At 67.3% G+C, this 25,946-nt stretch carries 26 protein-coding genes; 17 read left to right on the top strand and 9 right to left on the bottom strand.

Features of this window, described 5'->3' with window-relative positions; all coding sequences use genetic code 11:
* Positions 1 to 38: 38 nt before the first annotated feature.
* The 3 genes from ACJASC_RS08070 to ACJASC_RS08060 are packed head-to-tail and all read left to right on the top strand — an operon-like array spanning position 39 to position 1,485.
* Entirely contained in the window at positions 39 to 692 is a 654-nt protein-coding gene (locus ACJASC_RS08070; RefSeq protein ID WP_021692955.1) for an alpha/beta hydrolase, read from the top strand.
* The gene (locus ACJASC_RS08065) at positions 692 to 913 is read left to right on the top strand and encodes a hypothetical protein (protein WP_021692956.1); all 222 of its coding nucleotides are present in this window, start codon (positions 692 to 694) and stop codon (positions 911 to 913) included. The genes ACJASC_RS08070 and ACJASC_RS08065 overlap by 1 nt, the downstream gene beginning before the upstream one ends.
* Positions 910 to 1,485: an HD domain-containing protein gene (locus ACJASC_RS08060; RefSeq protein ID WP_415145029.1), complete on the top strand. Its 576-nt coding sequence runs from the start codon at positions 910 to 912 to the stop codon at positions 1,483 to 1,485. The genes ACJASC_RS08065 and ACJASC_RS08060 overlap by 4 nt, the downstream gene beginning before the upstream one ends.
* A gap of 45 nt (positions 1,486 to 1,530) precedes the next feature.
* On the opposite strand, the gene ACJASC_RS08055 is transcribed toward ACJASC_RS08060, so the two are convergent.
* On the bottom strand, positions 1,531 to 1,923 hold the full coding sequence (locus ACJASC_RS08055) for a DUF4112 domain-containing protein (protein ID WP_415145027.1): 393 nt from the start codon (positions 1,921 to 1,923) through the stop codon (positions 1,531 to 1,533).
* A gap of 136 nt (positions 1,924 to 2,059) precedes the next feature.
* Between ACJASC_RS08055 and ACJASC_RS08050 the strand changes: the two genes are divergently transcribed.
* From ACJASC_RS08050 to typA, 5 genes are all read left to right on the top strand, one after another.
* Entirely contained in the window at positions 2,060 to 3,271 is a 1,212-nt protein-coding gene (locus ACJASC_RS08050; protein ID WP_021692959.1) for an NADP-dependent isocitrate dehydrogenase, read from the top strand.
* A 5-nt stretch (positions 3,272 to 3,276) separates the two neighbouring features.
* Positions 3,277 to 3,624 (top strand): hypothetical protein, encoded by a 348-nt coding sequence (locus ACJASC_RS08045; protein ID WP_415145025.1) that lies wholly within the window; start codon positions 3,277 to 3,279, stop codon positions 3,622 to 3,624.
* 39 nt (positions 3,625 to 3,663) lie between these two features.
* The gene (locus tag ACJASC_RS08040; RefSeq protein ID WP_347222022.1) at positions 3,664 to 4,275 is read left to right on the top strand and encodes a YitT family protein; all 612 of its coding nucleotides are present in this window, start codon (positions 3,664 to 3,666) and stop codon (positions 4,273 to 4,275) included.
* Between the two features lie 10 nt (positions 4,276 to 4,285).
* A complete protein-coding gene (locus ACJASC_RS08035; RefSeq protein WP_021692962.1) occupies positions 4,286 to 4,615 on the top strand; it encodes a DMT family transporter in 330 nt (109 codons plus the stop codon).
* Positions 4,616 to 4,725: 110 nt separating this feature from the next.
* A complete protein-coding gene (typA, locus tag ACJASC_RS08030; protein WP_021692963.1) occupies positions 4,726 to 6,543 on the top strand; it encodes a translational GTPase TypA in 1,818 nt (605 codons plus the stop codon).
* Between the two features lie 65 nt (positions 6,544 to 6,608).
* Here the strand turns inward: typA and ACJASC_RS08025 are convergent, their stop codons facing one another.
* The 4 genes from ACJASC_RS08025 to recA form a co-directional block, all read right to left on the bottom strand.
* The gene (locus ACJASC_RS08025) at positions 6,609 to 6,971 is read right to left on the bottom strand and encodes an MOSC domain-containing protein (protein ID WP_021692964.1); all 363 of its coding nucleotides are present in this window, start codon (positions 6,969 to 6,971) and stop codon (positions 6,609 to 6,611) included.
* Between the two features lie 107 nt (positions 6,972 to 7,078).
* The gene (locus ACJASC_RS08020; protein ID WP_415145022.1) at positions 7,079 to 7,363 is read right to left on the bottom strand and encodes a DUF1330 domain-containing protein; all 285 of its coding nucleotides are present in this window, start codon (positions 7,361 to 7,363) and stop codon (positions 7,079 to 7,081) included.
* Positions 7,360 to 10,038 carry an alanine--tRNA ligase gene (gene alaS / locus ACJASC_RS08015; RefSeq protein ID WP_415145020.1) on the bottom strand — a complete coding sequence of 893 codons (2,679 nt, stop codon included), beginning with the start codon at positions 10,036 to 10,038 and terminating at the stop codon, positions 7,360 to 7,362. The genes ACJASC_RS08020 and alaS overlap by 4 nt, the downstream gene beginning before the upstream one ends.
* A 148-nt stretch (positions 10,039 to 10,186) precedes the next feature.
* A complete protein-coding gene (gene recA / locus ACJASC_RS08010) occupies positions 10,187 to 11,275 on the bottom strand; it encodes a recombinase RecA (protein WP_415145018.1) in 1,089 nt (362 codons plus the stop codon).
* 175 nt (positions 11,276 to 11,450) lie between these two features.
* Here recA and ACJASC_RS08005 point away from each other — a divergent pair, with 175 nt between their 5' ends.
* Entirely contained in the window at positions 11,451 to 12,047 is a 597-nt protein-coding gene (locus ACJASC_RS08005) for a gamma-glutamyl kinase (protein ID WP_415145016.1), read from the top strand.
* Here ACJASC_RS08005 and ACJASC_RS08000 read toward each other — a convergent pair.
* Positions 12,044 to 14,563 carry a cation:proton antiporter gene (locus ACJASC_RS08000; RefSeq protein ID WP_415145014.1) on the bottom strand — a complete coding sequence of 840 codons (2,520 nt, stop codon included), beginning with the start codon at positions 14,561 to 14,563 and terminating at the stop codon, positions 12,044 to 12,046. The two genes, ACJASC_RS08005 and ACJASC_RS08000, sit on opposite strands and share 4 nt — an antisense overlap.
* Positions 14,564 to 14,759: 196 nt before the next feature.
* On the opposite strand from ACJASC_RS08000, the gene ACJASC_RS07995 reads away from it, so the two are divergent.
* From ACJASC_RS07995 to ACJASC_RS07975, 5 genes are all read left to right on the top strand, one after another.
* Positions 14,760 to 15,713 carry a TAXI family TRAP transporter solute-binding subunit gene (locus tag ACJASC_RS07995; RefSeq protein WP_415145012.1) on the top strand — a complete coding sequence of 318 codons (954 nt, stop codon included), beginning with the start codon at positions 14,760 to 14,762 and terminating at the stop codon, positions 15,711 to 15,713.
* A 103-nt stretch (positions 15,714 to 15,816) separates the two neighbouring features.
* Positions 15,817 to 17,910 (top strand): TRAP transporter permease, encoded by a 2,094-nt coding sequence (locus ACJASC_RS07990; RefSeq protein ID WP_415145010.1) that lies wholly within the window; start codon positions 15,817 to 15,819, stop codon positions 17,908 to 17,910.
* Positions 17,907 to 18,260 carry a DUF1850 domain-containing protein gene (locus ACJASC_RS07985; RefSeq protein WP_415145008.1) on the top strand — a complete coding sequence of 118 codons (354 nt, stop codon included), beginning with the start codon at positions 17,907 to 17,909 and terminating at the stop codon, positions 18,258 to 18,260. Before ACJASC_RS07990 ends, ACJASC_RS07985 begins: the two co-directional genes overlap by 4 nt.
* A 344-nt stretch (positions 18,261 to 18,604) precedes the next feature.
* Positions 18,605 to 19,069 carry a transglycosylase SLT domain-containing protein gene (locus ACJASC_RS07980; RefSeq protein ID WP_415145006.1) on the top strand — a complete coding sequence of 155 codons (465 nt, stop codon included), beginning with the start codon at positions 18,605 to 18,607 and terminating at the stop codon, positions 19,067 to 19,069.
* A 4-nt stretch (positions 19,070 to 19,073) separates the two neighbouring features.
* On the top strand, positions 19,074 to 20,021 hold the full coding sequence (locus tag ACJASC_RS07975; protein WP_021692974.1) for a glutaminase: 948 nt from the start codon (positions 19,074 to 19,076) through the stop codon (positions 20,019 to 20,021).
* A 78-nt stretch (positions 20,022 to 20,099) separates the two neighbouring features.
* Here ACJASC_RS07975 and ndk read toward each other — a convergent pair whose 3' ends face one another.
* A complete protein-coding gene (ndk, locus tag ACJASC_RS07970) occupies positions 20,100 to 20,522 on the bottom strand; it encodes a nucleoside-diphosphate kinase (RefSeq protein WP_021692975.1) in 423 nt (140 codons plus the stop codon).
* A 198-nt stretch (positions 20,523 to 20,720) separates the two neighbouring features.
* Between ndk and ACJASC_RS07965 the strand changes: the two genes are divergently transcribed.
* The 3 genes from ACJASC_RS07965 (at position 20,721) to ACJASC_RS07955 (ending at position 23,981) form a co-directional block, all read left to right on the top strand.
* On the top strand, positions 20,721 to 22,568 hold the full coding sequence (locus ACJASC_RS07965; protein WP_415145003.1) for an ABC-F family ATP-binding cassette domain-containing protein: 1,848 nt from the start codon (positions 20,721 to 20,723) through the stop codon (positions 22,566 to 22,568).
* 173 nt (positions 22,569 to 22,741) lie between these two features.
* Complete coding sequence (locus ACJASC_RS07960) at positions 22,742 to 23,386, top strand: MarC family protein (RefSeq protein ID WP_415145001.1); 645 nt, start codon at positions 22,742 to 22,744, stop codon at positions 23,384 to 23,386.
* A gap of 16 nt (positions 23,387 to 23,402) precedes the next feature.
* Positions 23,403 to 23,981, top strand: coding sequence for a retropepsin-like aspartic protease family protein (locus ACJASC_RS07955; protein WP_415144999.1), 579 nt, complete (start codon positions 23,403 to 23,405; stop codon positions 23,979 to 23,981).
* Between the two features lie 11 nt (positions 23,982 to 23,992).
* On the opposite strand, the gene ACJASC_RS07950 is transcribed toward ACJASC_RS07955, so the two are convergent.
* Positions 23,993 to 24,454, bottom strand: a complete 462-nt coding sequence (locus ACJASC_RS07950) for a DNA polymerase III subunit chi (protein ID WP_415144997.1) — start codon at positions 24,452 to 24,454, stop codon at positions 23,993 to 23,995.
* Positions 24,455 to 24,458: 4 nt separating this feature from the next.
* Positions 24,459 to 25,934 carry a leucyl aminopeptidase gene (locus ACJASC_RS07945; RefSeq protein ID WP_415144995.1) on the bottom strand — a complete coding sequence of 492 codons (1,476 nt, stop codon included), beginning with the start codon at positions 25,932 to 25,934 and terminating at the stop codon, positions 24,459 to 24,461.
* Between the last annotated feature and the right edge of the window lie 12 nt (positions 25,935 to 25,946).

The raw sequence follows: 25,946 nt of genomic DNA, 5'->3' as shown, positions 1-25,946 counted from the left end.
AGAAACTGTCACACGCACCGCAGCCGCAAGGGACGTCCATGCCCGAAGTCATCTTCCCCGGCCCCGAGGGCCGGCTCGAAGGCCGCTACCACCCGCAGAAGGACCGCGATGCGCCGATCGCCATCGTGCTGCATCCGCATCCGCAGTTCGGCGGCACGATGAACAACCGGGTCGTCTACAACCTGCATTACGCCTTCTACGAGATGGGCTTCACGGTGCTGCGCTTCAACTTCCGCGGCGTCGGACGGAGCCAGGGCGAATACGACCAGGGTATCGGCGAGCTTTCGGACGCGGCCTCCGCGCTCGATTATCTCCAGTCGATGAACAACAATGCCAAGCATTGCTGGGTCGCCGGCTTTTCCTTCGGCGCGTGGATCGGCATGCAACTCCTGATGCGCCGCCCCGAGATCACCGGCTTCGTGTCGGTCGCGCCGCTGGCCAACATGTACGACTTTTCGTTCCTTGCGCCCTGCCCTTCGTCGGGCCTGATCATCAACGGCTCTGCCGACCGCGTGGCGCCGCCCGCCGATACGGTGGGCCTCGTGAACAAGCTGCACGACCAGAAGGGCATCACCATCACCCACGAGGTGGTCGAGGGCGCCGGACACTTCTTCGAAGACCCGCACATGGACACGCTGATCGGCTCGGTGAAGGGCTATGTCGGCCGTCGCCTGACCGAGAACACCCGCTGATGGGCATCACCGAGGATCTCGCCGACGCGCTCGCGCGCGACGTCATCGCCGCCGCGGAAAAGCTGGGCGATGACGAGGTGATTTCCGAAGTGTCCGAGGCGCTCGGCGCGTCCTCGACGACGACGCAAGAGGCGTTCCTGACGATGGTGCGGGTGCGGCTCGCCGAACAACGCGCGCGGCGGCTTCTCGACGAGAGGCTGCGCCAGGGCAGTCGGAAATGAGCCGCCTCGACGCGCAGCTGGCGTTCCTCGGTGAGGCGGACCGCCTGAAATCGGTGCTGCGCGCGACCTCCCTGCACGACCGGTCACGCCGCGAAAACTCGGCCGAGCATAGCTGGCACGTGATGCTGCACGCGCTCGTCCTCGCAGAGCATGCGGCGCGACCGGTCGACATTTTCCGCGTCATGACAATGCTGCTTCTGCATGATCTGGTGGAGATCGACGCGGGCGACGCGCCGGTTCACGGGGATCACGACCCGGCCGAGCAGGAGGCCAAGGAGCAGGCCGCCGCCGACCGTCTCTTCGGCCTGCTGCCGGTTGATCAGCGCGACGCGATGCGCTTCATTTGGGAAGAGTTCGAGGCCGCCGAAACCGACAACGCCATCTTTGCCAAATCCATCGATCGTGTGCAGCCAGTGCTGTCGAACCTCGCCACCGATGGCGGCACTTGGCCCGAATACAACGTGACGCCCGAGCAGCTGGAAACCCGCGTCGGCGTCAAAGTCGCGCGCGGCGCGCCCGCCGTCTGGTCCGGCCTTCGCTCGCGCATCGACGCGTGGTTCTCCGGGCGCTGAGCCCCTGCCACTCTACTCTCGAAGTACTTGTAACCGCCGCCCCGGTCAGGCGCGCGGCGTCACATCGCGCGCCGACGCCACCGCGTCCCGCTCCAGATGCTCGCGCAGGATCGCCGCGTTGCGCAGGTTGGCCTTGAAGCCGAAATCGATGAGATCGCCGATCACCGGGATCGAGCCCACGACGTAGTCCACGCCCGTGTTCACCGCCATCCGCCCGATCTTGCGGCGCGGCACGCCGAGCTGATGCGCGCGCCACACCAGCCATGCCGAGGGCGCGAGCGAAATCGTGTCGCCGACGCCCGGGATCAACCCGAGCAGGCTGTCATAGCCGAACCGGAACCCGAACAGCTTGAAACGCGCATCCATCAGATGCGCCATGCGGTCGAGCCGGGCCAGCTCCTCGGCATGGCGGATGGGTGCGGCGGTGTCTTTCGGCATGATCTGGCTCCTTTAGCTGCCTCAACACGTGAAACTGCGCGAAGTTCGATCGTATACGAGTGTATGCCGCCTTCCAAACCGGCGCGAGACACGTTATGCCCCGCGACGAGACAGCATAACAAACGCGGAGGCCCCCGTGACCAAGATCAAAGTCGAAAATCCGGTCGTCGAGCTCGACGGCGACGAGATGACCCGGATCATCTGGGACTTCATCAAGCAGAAACTGATCCTGCCCTATCTTGACATCGACCTGAAATATTACGACCTCGGCATCGAGGCACGCGACGAGACCGACGACCAGATCACGGTCGACGCGGCCCACGCGATCCAGAAATACGGCGTCGGCGTCAAATGCGCGACGATCACCCCCGACGAGGCCCGCGTCGAGGAGTTCGGCCTCAAGCGAATGTACCGCTCGCCCAACGGCACGATCCGCAACATCCTCGGCGGCGTCATCTTCCGCGAGCCGATCATCTGCCGCAACGTGCCGCGCCTCGTGCCGGGCTGGACCCAGCCGATCGTCGTCGGCCGTCACGCCTTTGGCGACCAGTACCGCGCCACCGACTTCCGCTTTCCGGGCAAGGGCAAGCTGACGATCAAGTTCGTCGGCGAGGATGGCGAGACCATCGAGAAGGAGGTGTTCGACGCGCCCTCCTCCGGCGTCACCATGGCGATGTACAACCTTGACGATTCGATCCGCGACTTCGCCCGCGCCTCGATGAACTACGGCCTCGCCCGCGGCTGGCCGGTGTATCTGTCGACCAAGAACACGATCCTCAAGGCCTATGACGGCCGCTTCAAGGACCTGTTCCAAGAGGTGTTCGACGCCGAGTTCGCCGAAGACTTCAAGAAGGCCGGCATTACCTATGAGCATCGCCTGATCGACGACATGGTCGCGGCGGCGATGAAGTGGTCTGGCGGCTATGTCTGGGCCTGCAAGAACTACGATGGCGACGTGCAGTCCGACACCGTGGCGCAGGGCTTCGGCAGCTTGGGCCTGATGACCTCGCAACTGATGACCCCGGACGGCAAGATCGTCGAGGCCGAGGCCGCGCATGGCACCGTGACGCGTCACTTCCGCCAGCACCAGAAGGGCGAGCAGACCTCGACCAACTCGATCGCCTCGATCTACGCCTGGACCGGCGGCCTCAAGCACCGTGCCAAGCTCGATGACAACGCGCAGCTCATGACCTTCGCCGAGACGCTCGAGAAGGTCACCGTGCAGGCGGTCGAGGACGGTCACATGACCAAGGACCTCGCGCTGCTCGTCGGGCCCGATCAGAAGTGGCTCACCACCATGGGCTTCCTCGAGAAGATTGACGAGTATCTCAACAAGTCGCTCGCCTGAGCGCCATGCGCTTTCCGCGCAAGTTGATGATGGTGGCGGCGGTCCTGATCGGGGCCGCCGTCCTCGTCTCTGTCGCCCGCGACCGCTGGGGCGGCGAACGCCTTCCCGTGGCCGATGACTGCATCTCGGCCGTGCGCACCAACCGCTGCGACGTCGATCTCGTGGTGCATGCGGGCGATCTGGTCAACGGCCGGCGCATCTGGCTGCGGCCCGACCAGGCGCTGCCGCGTGACGCGCAGCCGCCCTTCCACGCCTGCGAACTGCCGAACCTGCCCGTGCAGATGTCGCATCGGTTCATCCCCGGCGCGCGGGTCTGGGGCTGCGAGCTTCCGCCGCGCCGGCGTGGCGACTGACCCCTAGACAGGTCAGAATGCCTGCCCTATGTGACGGGAATGCGCAGCGTCTCTACCCCCACCCGCCACTCCGTCGTCGAGGACCTCCAGGGCCTCGGCATCGGTGTCTTCGCCTGCTCGATCGGGCTGCATGTCCTGACGCAGGTGGGCCTGATCACCGGCCAGACGGCGGGCATCGCCGTGATCATCTCCTATCTGACAAGCTGGTCCTTCGGCGCGGTGTTCTTCGCGATCAACCTGCCGTTCTACTGGCTGGCCTGGGTGCGGATGGGGCCGGAGTTCACGCTCAAATCGATCATCTCGGTGACGCTGCTCTCGGCCGTGACCGAGTTTCTGCCAGCGCATTTCGAAATCGTGCGCCTCGACACATGGCTCGGCGCGACCGTGTTCGGCGTGCTCACCGGCCTCGGCCTCTTGGGTGTGTTTCGCCACAATGGCAGCCTCGGAGGCTTGGGCATCGTGGCGCTCATCGTGCAGGATCGCCTTGGCTTTCGCGCGGGCTACGTGCAGCTTGGGGCCGACGCGATGATCTTCGCCACAGCCCTGATGCTGTTCGACACGACCACGGTGCTGTGGTCACTTCTGGGCGCGGTGATCCTTAACACGGTGATCGCGTTCAACCACCGCCGAGACCGTTACATCGCCACCTGAGGTGCCGCCCATGCCTTGGATCGTCCTGTTTTTCGCCATCGCATGCGAAACCGTCGCCACCACCGCGCTGCATGCCAGCCAACAGTTCACTCGCCCCGGCCCTGCCGTGGTCGCCGTGCTGGGCTATTGCCTGTCGTTCTACCTGCTGTCGCTGGCACTCGAAGCCATCCCCGTGGGCATCGCATATGCGATCTGGGCGGGCCTCGGGATCGTGCTCATCGCCGCGATCGGCTGGACCCTGTTCGGCCAGAAGCTCGACGCGGCGGCGCTGGTTGGCATGTCGCTGATCCTGTCGGGCATCGTCGTCATCAACGTCTTTTCGGGCAACAACCCGCACTGAGAGCGTCTCGTCGCGCGCATCCCCGCCATGCCGCTGCGCCGCGGCGACAAGGCTGGCCAACCGCGCGATTTTGGTGTAGAGGCGCGCTGACCCCTGAAAGAGTGAATTGAATGGAAATCCGCAACATCGCGATCATCGCGCACGTTGACCATGGCAAGACGACGCTGGTGGACGAGCTCCTGAAACAGTCCGGCGCCTTCCGCGAGAACCAAGCCGTCTCCGAGCGCGCCATGGACAGCAACGACATCGAGCGCGAGCGCGGGATCACCATCCTCGCCAAGGCGACCTCTGTCGAGTGGGGCGACACCCGCATCAACATCGTCGACACCCCCGGTCACGCCGATTTCGGCGGTGAGGTGGAGCGGATCCTGTCGATGGTCGATGGCGTGGTGCTGCTGGTAGACGCTGCCGAAGGCCCGATGCCGCAGACCAAATTCGTGACCTCCAAGGCGCTGGCCCTCGGCTTGCGTCCGATCGTGGTGCTCAACAAGGTCGACAAGCAGGACGCCGAGCCCGACCGTGCGCTCGACGAATGCTTCGACCTCTTCGCCAACCTCGGCGCCGATGAAGATCAGCTCGATTTCCCCGCGATGTACGCCTCCGGCCGCTCCGGCTGGGCCGACATGGAGCTCGATGGGCCGCGCAAGGACCTGACCGCGCTGTTCGACCTGATCGTCAAGCACGTTCCCGCGCCCAAGCAGCAGCAGGCCAAGAACGAGCCCTTCCGCATGCTGGCCACCACGCTGTCGGCCGACCCGTTCCTGGGCCGAATCCTGACCGGCCGCGTCGAGAGCGGTTCGCTGCGCGCCAACGAGACCGTCAAGGCGCTGTCGCGCAAGGGCGACAAGATCGAGCAGTTCCGCGTCTCCAAGATCCTCGCCTTCCGCGGCCTCGGCCAGCAGCCGATCGAGGTCGCCGAGGCCGGTGACATCGTGACGCTGGCAGGCATGTCCAAGGCCACCGTGGCCGACACGATCTGCGACCTTTCGGTCGAGGAGGCGATCCCGGCCCAGCCGATCGATCCGCCGACCATCACCGTGACCTTCGGCATCAACGACAGCCCGCTCGCCGGTCGCGATGGCAAGAAGGTGCAGTCGCGTGTGATCCGCGAGCGGCTCCATAAGGAAGCCGAATCGAACGTCGCGATCCGCATCGACGACACGCCCGGCGGCGAGGCCTTCGAGGTGTCGGGCCGTGGCGAATTGCAGATGGGCGTGCTGATCGAGAACATGCGCCGCGAAGGCTTCGAGCTGTCGATTTCGCGGCCGCAGGTGATCTTCAAGGAAGAAGACGGCGTCCGCATGGAGCCGGTCGAGGAAGTCACCATCGACGTCGATGACGAATACACCGGCGCCGTGGTCGAAAAGCTCACCGGCGCCCGCAAGGGCGAGCTGGCCGAGATGAAGCCCGCGGGCACCGGCAAGACCCGGATCATCGCCTACGTGCCCTCTCGCGGCCTGATCGGCTATCACGGCGAATTCCTGACCGACACGCGCGGCTCGGGCGTTCTCAACCGCATCTTCCACGGCTGGACCCCGCACAAGGGCGCGATCCAAGGCCGTCGTCAGGGCGTGCTGATCTCAATGGAGAACGGCACCGCGGTGGCCTACGCGCTGTGGAACCTCGAGGATCGCGGCAAGATGTTCATCCACCCGCAGGCCCCGGTCTATGAGGGCATGATCATCGGCGAGCACAGCCGTGACAACGATCTCGAAGTGAACCCGCTCAAGGGCAAGAAGCTGACCAACGTGCGGGCCTCGGGCACCGACGAAGCGGTCCGCCTGACGCCGCCCGTCGAGCTGAGCCTCGAGCAGGCGATCGCCTATATCGACGACGACGAGCTGGTCGAAGTGACCCCGCTCGCCGTGCGCATGCGCAAGCGGTTCCTCGACCCGCATGAGCGCAAGCGTCAGGCGCGCGCGAGCTGATCGACGTCACCCGAACATGAAGACGCCCGGTCGAAAGACTGGGCGTTTTTCGTTCCGTCGTGGTTTCAGACCGGCGTGACCGCGTCGCCGAGTTCGACCCATCCCGGCTCGATCACCTCCAGACACCAGCCGCCATGCCCGCGCATCGCGTTATAACCGCCCTCGCCAAGCGCGACCTCCATGCGCGAGCACGGCGCGCAGGGCACCGAAAACCGCAGCAGAGCCGTGCCGACGCGCAGGTCGCGGTGCCGCGCGGCGGTCAGGTTCACACCCGATACGACGATGTTGCGGCGCAGGGTTTCGGGCGCGACCGTCTCCAGCGCCGACAAAGACGCGATGACCGGCAGATGCTCGGATTGGAGGAGCGTCACCGCCCGCTTGCCTGGCCGCGCGTGATCGCCCGCGAGGCCCGAGGCGGTGATCTCCACCCTGGCGAAGGAGAGAAGGCCCGCGCGTCGCGCGGGCCTCGTTCCGATCCACTCGACCCGGCCGGGGCGCGGAAACCGCGAGGTGAGGCTTGCGACCGTCTCCAGCCTCAGATCTCCTCGACGATCACCAGATCGCGCTCGGCCGCGCCGCGCGCAAAGCTCAGCGCCTCCTGATAGGCCGCCGAATGGTAGCAGTCATGCGCCGCCTGAAGGCTCGGGAACCGGGCCACGACATTGCGCGGACGGTCCTTGCCCTCAAGCTGCTCATAAGCGCCACCACGTACCAGAAAGGCGCCGCCGTGATCGGCGATCGCGCCGGTCGCGCGTTTCGCGTATTCCATGTAGGCTGCCTCGTCGGTGACGGTCACATGGGCGATCCAGAGCGCGCTCATGCCACGCCCTCCACGGCCTGCGCCAGCACCGCCTCGGCGGCCTTGATCGCGGCCTCGGCATTGTCGGCGCTCGCCGCGCCGCCCTGCGCCATGTCCGCACGGCCGCCGCCGCCCTTACCGCCAAGCTCGGCCACCGCCGCGCGCAGCAGATCGACCGCCGAGACCTTGTCCTTGAGATCATCGGTGACGCCCGCCGCCACGGCTGCCTTGCCACCGGTCTCGGCAATGAGCAGCACCGCGCCCGAACCGATCTGGCCCTTGATCTGGTCGATCAGCGCCGGAAGATCCTTGCCGGTCACGCCCTTGAGCACCTGGCCCTGAAACTTCACGCCGGCGACCTCGACCGCCTGCGCGCCCGCCCCGCCGGAGCTTCCGCCCATGGCGATGTCGCGCTTGAGCTGCGCCACCTCATTGGCGAGACGGCGGCGCTCTTCGGCCAGCGCCTTCACCCGTTCGAGCACCTCCGACACCGGCGTCTTGAGAACCTGCGCCACCTCCGAAAGGGTCTGGCCCTGCTGTGCGAGATGCTTGAGAGCCTCGCGGCCGGTCAGCGCCTCGATCCGGCGCACGCCCGAGGAGGACGCGCTGTCCGATAGCAGCACGAAAGCCCCGATGTCGCCGGTCTGGCGCACATGGGTGCCGCCGCACAGCTCGATCGAATAGGTCGCCTGATCGGTGCCCTTGCCCGAGCCGTCGAGCCGGCCCATCGACACGACGCGAACCTCGTCGCCGTATTTCTCGCCGAACAGTGCCTGCGCGCCAAGGCCCCGCGCCTCGTCCGGCGTCATCACCCGCGTCTCGACGGGATAGTTCTGCCGGATCATCTCGTTGACCTCGTCCTCGATCTTCTCGATCTCGGCGGGGGTCAGCGCGGCACCGTGGCTGAAGTCGAAGCGGAGCCGGTCATGCGCGTTGAGTGAGCCGCGCTGGGCCACGTGATCGCCCAAGGCCGCGCGCAGCGCCTCATTGAGCAGGTGCGTTGCCGAGTGGTTGGCGCGGATGCCGGTGCGGCGCGTGTGATCGACCTTGAGCTCGGCGCCCTGCCCGCGTTCGACATGCCCCTCGGCCACCTCGCCCACATGGACGAAGAGCCCGGCGATGCGGCGGCAGTCATTGACGCGCACAAGGCCCGTCTCGGTGCGGATCGTGCCGGTGTCGCCGACCTGACCGCCGCTTTCGGCGTAGAACGGCGTCTGGTTCAGCACGACCTGCACCTTGGTGCCGATCTCGGCCTTGTCGATCTGCTCGGCACTGCTCAGCACGGCGAGGATCTGGCCCTCGGCTTCCTCGGTGTCATAGCCGAGGAACTCGGTCGCGCCATGCGTGTCGGCGAGGTCGTACCAATGCGAGGCGTCGGCCACCTCGCCCGAGCCGGACCATGCGGCGCGGGCCTTGGCCTTCTGCTCGGCCATGGCGGCGTCGAAGGCTTCGGTGTCGACGCCGCGGCCCTTCTCGCGCAGCGCGTCCTGCGTGAGGTCGAGCGGGAAGCCGTAGGTGTCATAGAGCTTGAACGCCGCCTGACCGGGCAAAGCCGCCCCTTCGGGCAGGCCCGACAGCTCGTCATCCAAGAGCCGCAGGCCCCGCTCCAGCGTCTGCCGGAACCGGGTCTCCTCGGCGCGCAGCGTCTCTTCGATCAGCGCGCGGGCCTGACCCAGTTCGGGATAGGCCGCGCCCATTTCCTGCACCAGCGCCGGCACCAGACGGTGCATCAGCGGGTCCTTGGCGCCAATCTGGTGGACGTGGCGCATGGCGCGGCGCATGATCCGGCGCAGCACGTAGCCGCGCCCCTCGTTCGAGGGCATCACGCCGTCGGCGATCAGGAAGGAGGTCGAGCGCAGGTGATCGGCCACGACGCGGTGATGCATCTTGGCATCGCCATCGGGATCGGTCGAGGTGGCATGCGCCGAGGCCTCGATCAGCGAACGCATCAGGTCGGTGTCGTAATTGTCGTGCTTGCCCTGCAAGAGCGCGCCGATCCGCTCCAGCCCCATGCCGGTGTCGATCGACTGCTGGTCGAGGTCGCGGCGGGTGCCGTCCTCGAACTGCTCGTATTGCATGAAGACGATGTTCCAGATCTCGATGAACCGGTCGCCATCCTCTTCGGGGCTGCCCGGAGGGCCGCCCCAGATCTCGGGGCCGTGGTCATAGAAGATCTCGGAGCACGGGCCGCAGGGACCGGTCGGCCCCATCATCCAGAAATTGTCCGAGGTCGCGATGCGGATGATCCGCTCGTCGGGCAGGTTTGCGATCTTCTTCCAAAGGTTCGCCGCCTCGTCGTCGGTGTGGAACACCGTAACCAGAAGCTTGTCGGGGTTCAGGCCGAAATCTTTGGTCAGAAGCTCCCACGAATAGCGGATCGCCTCTTCCTTGAAGTAGTCGCCGAAGGAGAAGTTGCCCATCATCTCGAAGAAGGTGTGGTGCCGCGCGGTATAGCCCACATTGTCGAGATCGTTGTGTTTGCCGCCCGCGCGCACGCATTTCTGCGCCGTGGTGGCACGGGTGTAGTCGCGCGTCTCGACCCCGGTGAACAGGTTCTTGAACTGCACCATGCCCGAGTTGGTGAACATCAAGGTGGGGTCGTTGCGGGGCACCAGCGGCGAACTGCGGACCACGGCGTGGTCCTGCCGCTTGTAGAAATCCAGAAAAGTGGAGCGGATATCGGCGAGGCTGGTCATGACGTCTCCTTCGGGTCGCGGCGTAGCCGTCCTATCCCCGGCCTCGCTGCGCGTAAAGTCCCGCGCGCATCAACGCCCGTGGCGGCCCTCTCGAACGCAGGAGGGCCGGAGCTTGCGCCCCGGCCCTCCTGTTTTATGCGGGAGCGGATCACATGTCGACGAGATCGTCGTCGTCGCCACCGCCGTTTCCCGTCTCTTCGGTCATGCCGAATTCGAGACCATGGGCGGCACGGATCTTGTCTTCGATCTCGTTGGCGACGCTCGCGTTCTCCTTGAGGAAGGTCTTGGCGTTCTCGCGGCCCTGACCGATCCGCTGATCGCCATAGGAGAACCACGAGCCGGACTTGTCGACCACGCCGGCCTTCACCCCGAGATCGAGAAGCTCGCCGGTCTTGGAGATGCCCTCGCCATACATGATGTCGAACTCGACCTGCTTGAACGGAGGCGCGACCTTGTTCTTGACGACCTTCACCCGGGTGGCGTTGCCGACGACCTCGTCGCGGTCCTTGATCGCGCCGATGCGTCGGATGTCGAGGCGCACGGAGGCATAGAACTTGAGCGCGTTGCCGCCGGTGGTCGTCTCGGGCGAGCCGAACATGACGCCGATCTTCATCCGGATCTGGTTGATGAAGATGACCATGCAGTTGGAGCGCGAGATCGAACCGGTGAGCTTGCGCATCGCCTGAGACATCAGGCGGGCATGCACGCCGACCGAGCTGTCGCCCATGTCGCCTTCGAGTTCGGACTTCGGCGTCAGTGCCGCGACCGAATCGACCACGACCATCGATACCGCGCCCGAGCGGACCAGCGTGTCGACGATCTCAAGCGCCTGCTCGCCGGTGTCGGGCTGGGAAATCAACAGTTCGTCGAGGTTCACCCCGACCTTCTTGGCGTATTGCGGATCGAGCGCGTGCTCGGCGTCGACGAAGGCGCAGACGCCGCCCTTCTTCTGCTCCTCGGCGACGGCGTGCAGTGTCAGCGTCGTCTTGCCCGAGCTTTCGGGGCCGTAGATCTCGATGATCCGCCCTTTGGGCAGGCCGCCGATGCCCAGCGCGATGTCGAGACCGAGCGATCCGGTCGAGGTCGCCTCGATGTCGGGAAACTTGTTCTCGCCACCGAGCTTCATGATGGAGCCCTTGCCGAACTGCCGTTCGATCTGGGCCAGGGCGCTGTCGAGCGCCTTCTGCCGGTCTGCCGTGCGCTTGTCGCTCATCTGGAGAAGATCTGCCATTGCCATTGTTCGCAATCCTTATCCCACACCCGCCACATGGCGGCAATCATTGCGTCGTTCATGTCTTGTTCACTACGCTGGATATGAGACCATAAGGAGAACATTGCAAGGGAAACCTGCCCGCAGTTTCCCTCGAGAGCGGTTAATGTAAGGTTACCGAGATCACGTCACGGAGAGCGTCATGCTGGTATTCTGGAAAGAGCGCCTGATCCTGCTGGCGGTGCCCAAGACCGGCACCACGGCACTGGAGGGCGCGCTGGCGCCGCGCGCGCAATTCGTGCTGCGCGACCCGCCGCAGATCAAGCACGCGCCGCTCTATCGCGCCCGTCGCTTCGTGGTGCCGCTGATCGAGGCGGCGGGGGGCGAGGGCTTCGAGACGGTGGCGGCGGTGCGCGAGCCGGTGGACTGGCTCGGCAGCTGGTGGCGATACCGGCAGCGCGACGATCTGGCGGGGCATCCCAATTCGACGCACGGCGTGCCCTTCGAGGAGTTCGTGGACCAGTACGCCCGTGGCAAGCCCGCGCCCTACGCTTCGGTCGGCAGCCAGGCGCGTTTCGTGGGCGACGGAGAGGGCAGCATCGGCGTCGATCACCTGTTCCGCTACGAGGCGATGGAGAGCCTCAAGGGGTTTCTCGAAGAGCGGCTGTCGCTGTCGATCGATCTGCCCCGGCTCAATGTCTCGCCAGAACGTCCGATGGAGCTTCCCGACCACGTCGCCTCCAAGCTGCGGCGCAAGCGCGAGGCCGAGTTCGCGGTCTGGCAGGCGGCGCGCGCCTAGGCCGCCTCCGGCGTCGTGCCCAGCGCGGCGGCGCGTTCGGGGTCCATGCCGCGCTTGAGCGCGCTCTCGCGCACCGCCTCGCGCAGCGCCGGGCTGCGCCGCATCAGCCGCAGGAACCGCGCCTCGTCCAGTTCAAGGAGCACCCCGTGGCTGATCGCGCGCACCTCGACGCGCCGCCTGCGTGGCGAGAGCAGCGCCAGCTGACCGAACATCTCGCCCCGGCCAAGCCGCACCGTCTGGCCCGCGGTTTCGACCTCCACCGCGCCCGAGGCGATGAAGCTGACCGCCCGGGCGGTGGCGTCGCGCTGCTGCAGCACCTCGCCGGCGGCGACGAAGCGCGTGACCAGCGCCTTGGAGAGCCGCTGGCGCACCGCCTCGTCGAGATCGGCGAAGAGCGGGAATTGCTGCACCAGAACGGCCTTTTGCACCGCGAGGTCGAGCTTGGGCCGGGCCTCGGCCTCCATGCGCTGCGCTTCGAGCTGCGCCAGCAGCGTCGCGTGAAGTTCCGGCCCGATCAGCCCGTCCTCGCGCAGCGCCGCGTATTCGCGCTCCTCGATCCGAAGCGCGGTGCGGCGGATGAAGCGGCGCTCCAACTCCTCGGCATAGCCCGGATACTGGAGCCTGAGCCCGTCGAGCGCTTGGGCCACCTGCTCACCGCGCCGTCCGATCAGCTCGTGCAGCAGCTCCGCCACGCGGCGTCCGTGAATGCGGCGGATGCGGCTGTCGATGAAGCCGTCGAGATCGCGCAGCACAAGCCCTTGGGTCAGCAGCAGTTCGAACCGGTCGGAGGTGAGCCCCGCCAGCGGTCCGGAGATGTGCAGCCGGTTGTGCAGGAAGGCCGCAAAGCGCGTCGGCCCGCCCTGCCCGAGGCTTTCGCGGGCGGCGCGCCGATACCCCATGCGCCCGCTGGAGCGGGTCATCTCGATCAGCCGATCGGCTTCGGCCAAGGCCCGCTCGGCCTGCCGGTTGGAAATCGCCCGGTCCCGAAACAATTGAAGAACATGCTCGCGTTCCGCGCCGGCCAGCGCGATCAGGCCCAGCGTGATCCGGTCGCGGTCCGAGATCGCCTCGCCCTCCTCCGCCTTGGCCACCGCCTCGTCGAGCCGCTCGGCAAAGCTCTTGGCCTCCGAGCGGACCGTCTCGCGCGTGAGGCCGTAGTTCTCGGCCGCCTCGCTCACCGACTCGCGCACGGTCTGCAGCGCCACGGCGACGACCTGTCGGGCAAGCGCCGCGTCGAGCGGCGACAGCTTCTCGAGACCCAGCCGCTTGACCAGAGGGCGCAGGGTGACGCCCTGCACGATCAGGGTGAACAGGGTGAAACCGGTGGCGAGGATGCCGGTGAGGCGACGCACCTCCTCGGGCACCCGCAGGCTTTCGGTCACGGCCAGCGCCAGCGCCAGCGTGATCGCGCCGCGCAGGCCGCCCCAGAGGATCGCCATGCGGTAGGGCCGCTCCACCGGGGGCGAGAGGCGAAGGCGGCTCAGCAGCGGCAGCAGCCCCCACAGGATCGCCACCCGTCCGCCCAGCGCGGCCAGCGTGACCACGGCGACGAGGACGAAATCCATGAGCTGCGCGCCATGCAGCAGCCGCGGGATCAGCAGCGCCGCAAGCAGGAAGATGAAGGCCCCGGCCCAATGCGCCAGCAGGTCCCAGACCTCGCGCATGTTGGTCCACGCCACGGGCGAGAGACGACCGGGGGCCGCGAGGTTGAGTGTCAGCCCCGCCCCCACCACTGCGATGACACCCGAGGCGCCGACCAGCTTCTCGGCCACGATATAGGCCAGATAGGGCAGCGCCACGGAGACCGAGATCTGCGCCAGCGGAAACCGCCCCAGCCAGCGCATCAGCCGCACCGCGATCTGCGCCATGATCCAGCCGGTGAGACCGCCCGCGCCCAGAAGCCACGGGAACTGCGCCAGCGCGGCGCCCAGCTCGGGGTTGGGCACGCCGCGCATCACGAAACCCATGAACAGGCCGAACAGCGCGATGGCGGCGGCGTCGTTCAGGAGGCTCTCGCCCTCGATGATCCGGCTCAGCCGGCGTGGTGCGGCGAGGTTGCGAAAGATCGAGACCACGGCCGAGGGGTCGGTGGTCGACACGATCGAGCCGATCAGAAGGCACGCCATCAGCGGCAGCACGCCCGTCAGGAACAGCGCGTAGCCGACCGAAAAGGTCGCCACCACGACTGCCACGATGGCGAGCGTCAGGATCGGCACCCAGTCGTCGATCATCCGCCGCAGGTTCACCCCCAGCGTCACCTGGAACAGCAGCGTCGGCAGGAACACGTAAAGGAACACGTTCGAGCGGATCGGCAGGTTCAGGATCGCCTCGGCCACCGGGTTCAGCGCATCGGTGATCTGCGTGTTGAGAAAGAACGTGGCCCCCGCGCCCGCCATGAGGCCGAAAGCCGCGAGGATCACGTTGAACGGCAGCCGCAACCGCGCGGCGAGCGGCTCTCCCAAACCGATCAGCAGGAAGAACGAGGCGAGGATGACGGTGGCGATGACGATGTCCATGCCTCCTGCGATACAGCCTTGTCGCGGCGCGGGAAATGGCTTGCGCGCGCGGATCGGCGGCGAAACGTCGCGCCGCCCGAGGGTCTCTTCCGACCGGTCAGGAAACCTGACCGCGCATCTTGCCAGACCGCTGCCGCTGAGGCAGGCTCACCACCGGAACGGCGGCCGGGGAGAGCCGTCGCAACGGGAGGAATTCATGACCATCACCACCATTCTCAAGGGGGCGGCGGCGAGCGCCGCGCTCGTGACCGCGCCGCTGGCCGCAAACGCGCAGGAGTTCATCAACGTGCTGACGGGCGGCACCTCGGGCGTCTACTACCCGCTCGGCGTCGGCCTCTCGAACATCTATGGCGAGAACATCGAAGGCGCGCGCACGCAGGTGCAGTCGACCAAGGCGAGCGTCGAGAACATGAACCTGTTGCAGGACGGGCGCGGCGAGCTGGCCTTCGCGCTCGGTGACACGGTGGCGATGGCCTGGGAAGGCAACGCGGATGCGGGCTTCACCGCGCCGCTCGACCAGATCCGCGGCATCGCCGCGATCTATCCCAACTACATCCAGATCGTCGCTTCCGCCGAGAGCGGCATCACCAGCTTCGAAGAGCTCAAGGGCAAGGGCCTGTCGGTCGGCGCGCCGGCTTCGGGCACCGAGCTCAACGCCCGCGCCATCTTCGGCGCGATGGAGATGAGCTACGACGATCTGGGCAAGACCGAGTACCTGCCCTTCGCGGAATCGGTCGAGCTGATCAAGAACCGCCAGCTCGACGGCACGCTGCAATCGGCGGGCCTCGGCGTCGCCTCGATCCGCGACCTCGCCTCCTCGATCGACATCAACGTGGTGGCGATCCCGGCCGAGACCGCCGAGGCGCTGGGCGCGCCCTATGTCGCCGCGACCATCCCGGCGGGCACCTACGACGGTCAGGAGGAGGACGTGTCCACCGTGGCGGTGTCGAACTTCCTCGTCACCCATGCGGGCGTCTCCGACGATCTCGCCTACGAGATGACGCGCCTGCTCTACGAGAACCTCGACACGCTCGAGGCCAACCACATGGCCGCCGCCGACATCAAGATCGAGAACGCGCTGAACGGCATGCCGATCCCGCTGCATCCGGGCGCGGAGCGCTACTACCGCGAGCAGGGCATGATCGACTGATCGGATTTCGGCCCCCCATAGGGGTCGATCCCGCCCCGAGCGCGCCCCGTCCTCCCGCCGGAAGACGGGGCGTTTTGCCCTGACAGCCCCGAAAGCCCGCGCCATGACCACCCATCCAGACCCGCTCACCGACATTCCCGCCGAGGCCGGAGGCCCCGATCACCACATCTCGGCCTTTCCGCCGGGGACCACGGGGCATTGGCTGTTCTGGATCGCGGTCGCCTTCTCGACCTTCCAGATCGTCACCGCCGCACATCTCGTCGATCTGCCGAGCCAGGTGACGCGGGCGCTGCATGTGGGCTTCCTGATGCTGATGACCTTTCCCCTCGTCGCCGCCGCGCGCGGACGCGGTACGGGGTGGAAGACCGTCGCATGGGCCTTCGCCGCCGCGGGCGTCGCGGTCGCGCTCTACCAGTGGTGGCAGTACCAGCCGCTGATCATGCGCGCGGGCCGACCGCTGCCGATGGACCTCGCGATCGGCGTCACGGCCCTCGTCACGGTCTTCGCGGCCGCTTGGGTGCTGATGGGCCCGGCGCTGCCGATCATCTCGGGCACCTTTCTGGCCTACACGCTGCTGGGACAGTACCTGCCGCCGCCGCTGATCCATCGCGGCTATGATTTCGAGCAGGTGATCGACCACATGGCCTTCGGCACCGAGGGCATCTACGGCATCCCGATCTACGTGTCCTCGACCTACATCTTCCTGTTCATCCTGTTCGGCGCCTTTCTCGAAAAGGCCGGGATGATCCGGCTCTTCACCGATGTCGCGCTCGGGCTGTTCGGCCACAAGCAGGGCGGCGCCGCCAAGGTCGCGGTGGTCTCCTCCGGCCTCATGGGCACGATCTCGGGCTCGGGCGTGGCCAACGTCGTCACGACGGGACAGTTCACGATCCCGCTGATGAAGCGCTTCGGCTACCGCGCGGCCTTTGCCGGCGGGGTCGAGAGCACCGCCTCCATGGGCGGGCAGATCATGCCCCCCGTGATGGGCGCCGTGGCCTTCATCATGGCCGAGACGCTGGGCGTCGAATACGTGGAGGTGGTCAAGGCCGCCATCGTGCCCGCGATCCTTTACTTCCTCTCGGCCTTCTGGATGGTGCATCTGGAGGCCGGAAAGCACGGGCTGCGTGGGTTGTCCAAGGCCGAGCTGCCCTCGGCGCTGGGCGCGCTCCGTGAAAACTGGATGCTGATCGTCCCTCTGGGCATCTTGGTTTACCTTTTGTTCACCGGCTACACGCCACTGTTTGCCGGCACGGTCGGGCTCGGCCTTACCGTCCTTCTGATCCTCGGTGGCTCCATCGCGCTTGGCTTGCCCAGCGCCGTGCTGCGCGCCATTGTCTGGGTTGGCCTCGGTCTCGTCGCCGCCGCCTTCCTGCAATGGGGCATCGAGGTGCTGGTGGTCGCGATCGCGGCGCTCGTCGCGGTCAGCGTCTTTTTCAAGGGCGGGCGCGAAACCCTGCTCCTGTGCCGCGACAGCCTCGCCGACGGCGCGCGCACCGCCCTCCCCGTGGGAGTGGCCTGCGCGCTGGTGGGCGTGATCATCGGCGCGATGACCCTCACGGGGGCGGCCAACACCTTTGGCCAGTTCATCGTCGCGGTGGGCCAGAACAACCTGTTTCTGAGCCTCGTGCTGACCATGATCACCTGCCTGCTGCTCGGTATGGGCATCCCGACCATCCCTAACTACATCATCACCTCTTCGATCGCGGGGCCGGCGCTGCTGGAGCTGGGCGTGCCGTTGATCGTCAGCCACATGTTCGTGTTCTATTTCGGCATTCTCGCCGATCTTACACCCCCCGTGGCGCTGGCCTGCTTTGCCGCGGCCCCCATTGCCCGCGAAAGCGGCCTCAGGATATCGATCGAGGCGATCAAGGTCGCGGCGGCGGGCTTCGTGATTCCGTTCATGGCGGTCTATTCGCCGGCGCTGATGTTGCAGGCGGGCGGCCCGCTGGCCGAGGCGATCGGCTACTGGCCCGCCGTGGCTTGGATCATCACCAAGTCGCTGCTCTCGATCGGGCTGTGGGGCACGGCCGTCATCGGCTGGGTCGGACGGCCCCTGCCCGCATGGCTGCGCGCGCTCGCCATGATCGCGGCCTTCACGCTGGTCGCCGCCTGGCCCGTCACCGATTGGATCGGCCTCGCCCTCGCCCTCCTCGTGGCGCTGCTGATCCGCCGTCGCCCCGTCCCGGCCGCGGCATGAGCGCCTGCCTGATGATCGCGGGCGCGGCGCTGAGCCTCACCACCGGAGGGTTCGACCTCGGCTGGACACATTCGGTCGAAAAGACCGAATGGCGCGAGCGATGGCGCGTTGAAGACGGCGCGCTGCATCTCGAACAGGCCCGGGTGCGCGGCTCGGGCGCGGGGATGGAGCCCGGCCCGACGGCCCGGCTCGAGGAGGGTTGGTGGGTCTGGGAGCCGAGCCTCAGCGTCCCCGCTCTCGACCTCGCGGCCTCGGGCGCCACGGGCGCGGGATGGACGCTATGTGCCGATGGGCAGTGTCGCGAAATTGGCACGCAATCGGGCAAGGCGCTCCACCTCACGCCCTGTTGAGGGACCCTGACGCGGAAAGGCTGGTTGAGTTGGCGGAAGGTCGCCCATGCGGTGCCGCTTTTTCGCCCGGCTGCGAACGCCCTGCACGAGCAGGCTTGAAGAATCGCAACCGCCGGAGTGAAGCAGCGCCCAGATTGGCGGCTTCGTGAAGGCCGCAGACAAGGAACGTGACATGCCGAGCAATATCCCGTCCAAGGACGCACCGTCCCAACCGCGCCAAGGCGCGCAGCAACCCCCTTCGAAACCCATCTTCCGCGATTTCGCGGCGATCTGAGCCGCGCCCTTTCGCGCTCCGGCGCGGCGGGATAGAACATGTCGGACCGCCTCCCTGACGGAGCTATTCGATGCGTTACAACCGCCGCGCCGCCCTCGCGGGCTTTTTGGCCCTCGCCGCCTGCGGACGCAGGCAACCGGCGCCCCCCGACCTTTATCCGAACGAGAGTTCGCAGCTGCGCCAGCTCATCAATGGTTATGCCGACGCCTACAAGGTGCCGCGCGATCTCGTGCACCGCGTGGTGCAGCGCGAAAGCTCCTACAACCCGCGTGCGCGCAACGGCTCGTATTACGGTCTGATGCAGATCAGCCCGCAGACCGCGCGCACCATGGGCCATCGCGGTGCCCCGTCCGAGCTTCTCGATGCCGAAACCAACCTGCGCTACGCTGTGCGCTACCTGCGCGGCGCGTGGATCGTGTCGAACGGCAACCGTGACAAGGCGGTGAAGTGGTATTCGCAGGGCTACTACTACGAAGCGCGCAACCGCTGCCTCCTAGTCGAGACCGGCCTGCGCGACAGCGAAGTGAAGTGTTGATCCGGTGAGCGTAAGCGACCCCGACCGGCTGCGCGAGATCGTGGCCGAGATCTGCGACCATATGGCCGGGCAGACCGACCGCGGCGCGGTGGCGGATTACATCCCCGAATTGGCGCGCGTCGATCCCGGTCGTTTCGCGCTCACGCTTGTTACCCATGAGGGCGAGGTGATCGCAGGCGGCGACGCCGACACCCCGTTTTCGATCCAGAGCGTGTCCAAGGTCTTTGCCCTCGCCGTGGCACTAGGCCGGATCGGCGACGCGCTCTGGAGCCGCGTGGGCCGCGAGCCGTCGGGCGATCCGTTCAACTCCATCGTGCAGTTGGAACATGAACGGGGCATCCCGCGGAACCCCTTCATCAACGCCGGCGCCATCGCCGTGACCGACGCGATCCTCGCGCGGTCCGAACCGCGCGAGGCGCTGGGCCAGATCCTGCAATTCGTGCGCTACCTCGCGGGCGACGACGACATCGCCATCGACCCGGCGGTGGCCAAATCCGAAACCGCCACAGGTTGGCGCAACGCGGCGCTGGCCAATTTCATGCGCGGCTTCGGCACGATCGAGCGGCACCCCGACAAGACGCTCGGCACCTATTTCCACCAATGCGCCATCGCCATGACCACGACCCAACTGGCCCATGCGGGACGCTTTCTTGCCTTTGACGGCGCATTGTCGCCCGGCGGATCGCGCGCCATCGCCCCGCGCATGGCGCGTCAGATCAACGCATTGATGCTCACTTGCGGGCATTACGACGGCTCGGGCGAATTCGCCTTCCGCGTCGGTCTTCCGGGCAAGAGCGGCGTCGGCGGCGGCATCCTCGCCGTGGCGCCGGGGCGCGCCTCGATCGGGGCATGGTCGCCGGGGCTCAACGCGGTGGGCAACTCGCATCTCGCCTCGATGGCGCTGGAGATGCTGGCCGATCGCACCGGCTGGTCGGTCTTCGCGCCCAAATAGACGTCCAGACCACGCCGCTCGACGCAAAAAGGCCCGCGCTGTCGCACGGGCCTTTCATCGGGGTCACGAGGACCGGCTTCAGCCGACCAGTTCGAGGCCCGAGAAGAAGAACGCGATTTCTTCGGCGGCGGCATCGGGCGCGTCCGAGCCGTGCACCGAGTTCTCGCCGACCGACTCGGCGAACTCGGCGCGGATGGTGCCGGGGGCGGCATCGGCGGGGTTGGTCGCGCCCATGACTTCACGGTTCTTGGCGATCGCGCCTTCGCCTTCGAGCACCTGCACGACGACCGGGCCGGAGGCCATGAATTCGGTCAGTTCGCCGAAGAAGGGACGCTCGGCATGCACGGCATAGAACTTGCCGGCCTGCTCCTTGGTGAGCAGGATGCGCTTGGAAGCGACGATGCGCAGGCCCGCCTCTTCGAACTTGGCGGCGATCTTGCCGGTCAGGTTGCGCTTGGTGGCGTCGGGCTTGATGATCGAGAGCGTGCGTTCGGTGGCCATGATGTCCCTCATTTGAACAGGTTGCAGCAGGGGGCGCACGCGGCGACCCCGGTCGGGCTGCGCCCTAGCACGGGCACCGCGCCCTGAAAAGCCGCGACATCGCGCCATGCGCCTCGCGCCGCAGGCCACACCGCGCCCGATCGCCGATCCGGGTCGCCGCCCGTTGACGCGCCGCCCGGCTTCGGGCAAGGCGCTGCCATGTTGCGCATCACAGACATCTCATACTCCGTCGAGGGCCGACCGCTCCTCGAACACACCTCCGCCGTGATCCCGGCCGGCCACAAGGTCGGCGTGGTGGGTCGCAACGGCACGGGCAAATCGACGCTGTTCAAGCTGATCCGGGGCGAGCTGACGCTCGACACCGGCGAGATCGAGCTGCCGCGCGGCGCCCGCATCGGCGGCGTGGCCCAGGAGGTCCCTAGCAACGAGGTCTCGCTGATCGACACCGTGCTGGCCGCCGACACCGAGCGCGCGGCGCTTCTGGCCGAGGAGGCGACCGATCCCGCCCGGATCGCCGAGGTGCAGATGCGCCTCGCCGATATCGACGCGTGGTCGGCCGAGGCCCGCGCCGCGACGATCCTCAAGGGTCTGGGCTTCACCCATGAAGAACAGCTTATGCCCTGCTCGGCCTTTTCGGGCGGTTGGCGGATGCGCGTGGCGCTGGCCGCCGTGCTCTTTGCCGAGCCTGACCTGTTGCTCCTTGACGAGCCGACCAACTATCTCGACCTCGAAGGCGCGCTCTGGCTCGAGAGCTACCTCGTGAAATATCCGCACACGGTGCTGATCGTCAGCCACGACCGCGAGCTTCTGAACCGCTCGGTCGGCGGCATTCTGCATCTGGAAAACCGCACGCTCACCTACTGGTCGGGCAATTACGACCAGTTCGCCAAGAGCCGCGCCGCCCAACGCGCCGTGCTGATGGCCGCCTCCAAGAAGCAGGACGCCCAGCGCGCCCACCTGCAAAGCTTCGTGGATCGCTTCAAGGCCAAGGCGTCGAAGGCCAAGCAGGCCCAGAGCCGGGTCAAGATGCTCGAGAAGATGGAGACGATCCGCGTGCCCGAGGACGCGGCGCGCACCGTTTTCACCTTTCCCGAGCCCGAGGAGCTATCGCCGCCGATCATCGCCACCGAGGACGTTTCGGTCGGCTACGACGGCAAGATCGTTCTGAACAAGCTCGACCTGCGCATCGATCAGGACGACCGCATCGCGCTTCTGGGCCGCAATGGCGAAGGCAAGTCGACGCTGTCGAAGCTCCTGTCGGACCGGCTCGCGCCGATGGGCGGCAAGATCATCCGCTCCAACAAGCTGCGCATCGGCTTCTTCGCGCAGCATCAGGTCGACGAGCTTCGGGTCGAGGAAACGCCGATCCAGCACATCCAACGCGCCCTGCCCGACGTGATGCCCCCCAAGCTGCGGGCGCGGCTCGCTGGCTTCGGCCTTGGTGCTGCACAGGCTGACACCGAGGTGGGTCGTCTCTCGGGCGGGCAGAAGGCGCGTCTGTCGCTGCTTCTCGCCACCATCGACGCGCCGCATCTTTTGATCCTCGACGAGCCGACCAACCACCTCGACATCGAGAGCCGCGAGGCGCTGGTCGAGGCGCTGACCGCCTATTCCGGCGCGGTGATCCTCGTCAGCCACGACATGCACCTTCTGTCGATGGTCGCCGACCGGCTCTGGTTGGTGAAGGACGGACGCGTCTCGGCCTATGACGAGGATCTTCCGACCTATCGCAAGATGCTGATTTCGGGCGACAAGCCCGCCGACAAGCCCAAAGCCGACAAGCCCAAGGCCGAGAAACCGTCGCGCGAGGCGATCCTGTCGCTGCGCTCTGACGCCCGCAAATGCGAGGAGCGGGTGAACAAGATCAACGAGATGCGCGACAAGCTCGCCAAGAAGCTCGCGGATCAGGCGCTCTACGAGGATGGCCGCAAGGGCGAACTCGAGACCTGGAACAAGAAATACGCCGAAGTCATGGAGGCGCTGGGCCGCGCCGAGGCCATGTGGATGGCCGCGCTCGAAAAGCTGGAGCGCGCCGAAGCGGCCTGACGGTTCGGGGGCGCTGCTTCCGCGCCGAAGGCACCCCCAGCGCATCCCAAGGGTCGAGTGACCCGAGGGAGGCGCGTCGTTGGCCGGGGCGCGGGGTTGCCCCGAACCGGCGCGCCCGGCAGGGTGCGCCATGAGAGCGGGTCCGGCCCGCAGGACCGGACGAGGACCCCGACGTGATCGAAATCGCCACGCTCGTCACCGCCTTCACCACGCTGTTCGTGATCGTCGATCCGATCGGTCTCGCGCCGCTCTTCGTGGCGATGACTGCCGGGATGACCCACGCGCAGCGCCGCGGCGTCGCGTTCCGGGCGCTGGCGACCTCGGCGGCGCTGATGCTGCTGTTCCTGATCCTCGGTGACGCGGTGCTGCGCTTTGTCGGCATTTCGGTTCCGGCCTTCCGCATCGCGGGCGGGGTGCTGCTGTTTCTCACCGCGCTCGACATGCTGTTCGAGCGGAGGCAGGCGCGACGGCGCGACAATGCCGAGGAAGGCAACGAGGACGATCACGATCCCTCGATCTTTCCGCTGGCGCTGCCGCTCATCGTCGGCCCGGGTGCCATCACCACGTTGATCCTGCTAACCGCCGAGGCCGACGGCCCGCTCGGCTATGCGGCGATCTACGGTGTGGCGCTCACGGTGTTGGCCACGGTGTGGATCGCCTTTGCGCTGGCCAATCCGCTGGCGCGGGTGCTGGGGCCGGTCGGGCTCAATGTCGTCACGCGGGTGCTGGGGATGCTGCTGGCGGCGCTGGCGGTGCAGTTCATCATCGACGGTCTGCACGGATCCGGCTTCGGCCTGCCTTTCCCCGGCGCGAATTGACCCCATATCAAGGGGCATGACCCCCGATAACCTCGCCAGCCTCGCCTATCTCGGACTTCTCGGTGCCGCCATCGCCGGGTGGTTCATCGTGCAGAACCGCGACCGGCTGGGCCAGATCGCCCAGCAGGCCGCGCTCTGGGCGCTGATTTTCATCGGTGTCATCGCTGCCGCCGGGCTGTGGTCGGACATCCGCGACGACGTGGTGCCGCGCCAGACCATGATCGGCACCCAAGGTATCGAGGTGCCGCAGGCGCGCGACGGGCATTACTACCTCACGCTCGACATCAACGGCACGCCGATCGATTTCGTGGTCGACACCGGCGCCACCGACATGGTGCTCGGCCGCGAGGATGCGCGCCGCGCCGGGATCGACCCCGAGGCGCTGAACTATCTCGGCTCCGCCGTCACCGCCAACGGCACCGTGCGCACCGCGCGCGTGACGCTCGACAGCGTGGCGCTCGGTGCGATCGAGGATGAGGGGCTGAGCGCCGTCGTCACCGATGGCGATCTGGCCGGCTCGCTTCTGGGGATGGGCTATCTGCGCCTTTTCGGCCGCATCGAGATCGAGGGCGGAAAGCTGATCCTGACGCGCTGAGCCGCGCGCTGTCAGCCCTCGGCCTTCTTGGTCCAGCGTCCGTCCTGCTGCGCCCAGTACTGTGCCGCGCATCCCGCTCCGGTGAGCCGTTTCCACTGCCCCCGCGCGGCCTGCACCGCCGCCTCGTCGAAACCGTCGAACAGGATGCAGACCCGCTCGGCGGCCTGCACCTCCTCCGCCTGCGCCTCCGCCCCGTCGAGACAGATCACGCAAGGCACGCCCGGCGCCGCCTCTCCCTCGGCGGTGAGCAGAATGGGCTGCGCCGCTTCATGCGGCCCACCGGCGCGGCCATGCGGCAAAAAGCTCTCGGGCGGCCCCATGCGCCACAGCGCCGCATCGAGCCGGTCCATGGCGCGCGCGGCGCGGCCCCTGATCTCCACCCGCCAACCCTGCTTGCCCGCGAGCTTGAGAAGCTGCGGCAAAAGCTCCTCGGCCGGGCCGTCGGTCAGGTGGTAAAAGAAGGCCGCGCCCATCGCCTCAGCCCTCGTAGCGGTCGGCCACGAGACGGTTGAGCGCCATCACGCCCCAGCCGGTCGCGCCTTTCGGGGCCAGCGCCGATTCGGATTTCAGCGAGGCGGTGCCCGCGATGTCGAGATGGATCCAGGGCGTGCCGTCCTGCACGAAGCGCTTGAGGAACTGCGCCGCCGTGATCGAGCCGCCCTCGCGCCCCGTGCCGACATTGCGCACATCCGCGATCCGGCTTTCGAGCGTCTTGTCATAGGCGTCGCCCATCGGCATCCGCCACGCACCCTCGCCCTCGCCCTGGGCGGCCGCGAGGAACGCCTCGGCAAAGCCGTCCTCGTTCGAGAACACGCCCGCGTTCTCATGGCCCAGCGCCACGATGATCGCACCGGTGAGCGTGGCGAGGTCGATCATGCCGGAGGGCTTGAACTGCTCCTGCGCGTACCACATCACGTCGGCCAGAACGAGGCGGCCCTCGGCGTCGGTGTTGATCACCTCGACCGTGTCGCCCTTCATGGAGCGCACCACGTCGCCGGGGCGTGTCGCATTGCCCGAGGGCATGTTCTCGACCAGCCCGACGAGGCCTACCACGTTGGCCTTGGCCCGGCGCAGCGCCAGCGCGCGCATCGTGCCCGCGACGGTGCCTGCGCCACCCATGTCCATGGTCATGTCCTCCATGCCGCCCGCGGGCTTGAGCGAGATGCCCCCAGTGTCGAACACCACGCCCTTGCCGACGAGCGCCAGCGGCGCCTCGTCGCCGCCGCCCTGCCAGCGCATGACCACGACCTTGGAGGGGCTGTCAGAGCCCTGCCCCACGGCCAGCAGCGCGCCCATGCCGAGACGCGCGAGGTCGTCCTCCTCAAGGATCTCGACCTCGAGCCCCAGCTCCTGCATTGCCGCGAGGCGGGCGGCGAAATCGTCGGTGGTGAGCACATTGGCGGGCTCGTTCACCAGATCGCGGGTGAAGGCCACCCCTTCGGCGATCGCCGCCATCGGCCCCGCGGCACGGGCCAGCGCCTCGGAATCGTCGGACATGACGCGCACACGCCCCTCGGGCTCGGCGGTCTCGTCGGGCTTGCGGTGCGCGTCAAAGCGGTAGGCGCGCAGCGCCATCCCCAGCGCCACCTCCTCGGCATGGCGCAGCCCCGTGGCCAGCACCGTCAGGTCGCCGCGCCCGGCGCTCTTGGCGATGGCGCCACCGGCGCGCCGCATCGCCAATCGCCCGGCCTCGGCGTCGTGCTTGACCGCGAGCACGGCCTCGGCGGCGAGACCCGCGGGCACCGCGATCTCGACGATCTCGCCCGGCCTGGCCCGGCCCCAGCGATGGCCCGAGGCCAGCCGCGACAGCGCCCCGCCCATCGCCGCGTCGAGGTCGCGTGCGACCTCGCTGTCGGGACCGTCGACGCCGAGGAATACCGCGACGCGGCCCGTGGCCTCGCTCAGCGCCTGCGCGTCGTAGGGAAGGAAATCGATGCGGGGGGTGCGGGACATGCCGGCTCCTTG

This window comes from Limimaricola cinnabarinus (assembly GCF_047631075.1).
In the GTDB taxonomy this organism is placed as follows: domain Bacteria; phylum Pseudomonadota; class Alphaproteobacteria; order Rhodobacterales; family Rhodobacteraceae; genus Limimaricola; species Limimaricola cinnabarinus.
This window is presented reverse-complemented; position numbering and strand designations above follow the sequence as displayed.